Origin of the sequence: Caballeronia terrestris, assembly GCF_001544515.1 — a bacterium.
In the GTDB taxonomy this organism is placed as follows: Bacteria; Pseudomonadota; Gammaproteobacteria; order Burkholderiales; family Burkholderiaceae; genus Caballeronia; species Caballeronia terrestris.
This window is the reverse complement of sequence record NZ_FCOL02000487.1, coordinates 1-998: the sequence shown is the minus strand read 5'-3', so window position 1 is coordinate 998 and position 998 is coordinate 1. Positions and strand designations below refer to the sequence as shown.

Here is a 998-nt window from a genome sequence, read left to right as displayed (position 1 = left end):
GCGATAGCGACCACACCGCCAGAAAAGCGGCACGAGGCAGTTCGCGTTGGATAATGTCCCACGGCTTAACGAAGGCGTACGCGTAGGTCGGGACAGGCGTGCCCGTACGGCGGACGCCGCTCCGTCAGAGACGTGGTTTGCTTGGAGGGGTGAGCCCGGCCTGCGTCTGACGTTTGGTTGTCAGGCGAGCCGGGCGGAAGGAATTGCTGACTTGTCCGCCGGACACGCGCGGCTCCGAGTGCTTTTCGCTGTCTCCGATCCTTCACGCGTACAGCCCGCCGTTCCGACCAGAGACGGAAGACAAAGCGGCGTGAAAGAGCGATTCAAAGCAAAGCGCACGACAAGGTCCTTTAATAAGAGCGTTCGATTCACGCTGGAATGCAGACAGCCCAATTAAAGCGTGTTCGAAAGCATATTGCAAGCTATCTGCGCCCTGCTCGACAATGTGACCTGCGGGCCGCGCGCGAGGCTGCGGTGCCTTAGTCGTTGTGATCGTTGATGCGGCGCAATCGAAACTTCAGGATCCGGCTGGCGCGAAACAGCACCACCCGTCGCGGCGCAACAGGGACCGCGGTCCCCGTCTTCGGATTCCGCCCGGGTCGCGCACGTTTATCGCGCACCTGAAAGCAGCCGAACCCCGACAGTCCGACCGTTTCGCCGTCTCCTAGCGCCTGCATGATCAGCTCAAAAAACGCGTCCACCAGCGCATGGGCATCAGATTTGTCGAGCCCAAGCCGAGCGCTGAGCCGCTCGATCAAATGCGCCCTAATGAACGCCGGCTGGCCGACGTGCGCCGCCTGCCTCGGCAGCCCCTCATGGAAGTTCAGCCTGTGTGCCACCTCGGTGGTTTCATCTCTTGGGTTCATTCGGATTCTGGACGTATCAAAAAGCGGCGGCATGATGCCTCTTACCCTCCTTTAGCTTAGTCGTTGTGATCGTTGATGCGGCGCAATCGAAACTTCAGGATCCGGCTGGCGCGAAACAGCACCACCCGTCGC

At 60.6% G+C, this 998-nt stretch carries 1 protein-coding gene; it reads right to left on the bottom strand.

Annotated features, from left to right (window positions below; all coding sequences use genetic code 11):
• Positions 1-479: 479 nt before the first annotated feature.
• Complete coding sequence (locus AWB67_RS38470; RefSeq protein WP_235025625.1) at positions 480-899, bottom strand: integration host factor subunit alpha; 420 nt, start codon at positions 897-899, stop codon at positions 480-482.
• Positions 900-998: the final 99 nt, after the last annotated feature.

Coding starts and splice junctions, on each gene's coding strand:
- AWB67_RS38470 (WP_235025625.1), bottom strand. CDS start 899: ATGCCGCCGCTTTTTGATACGTCCAGAATCCGAATGAACCCAAGAGAT.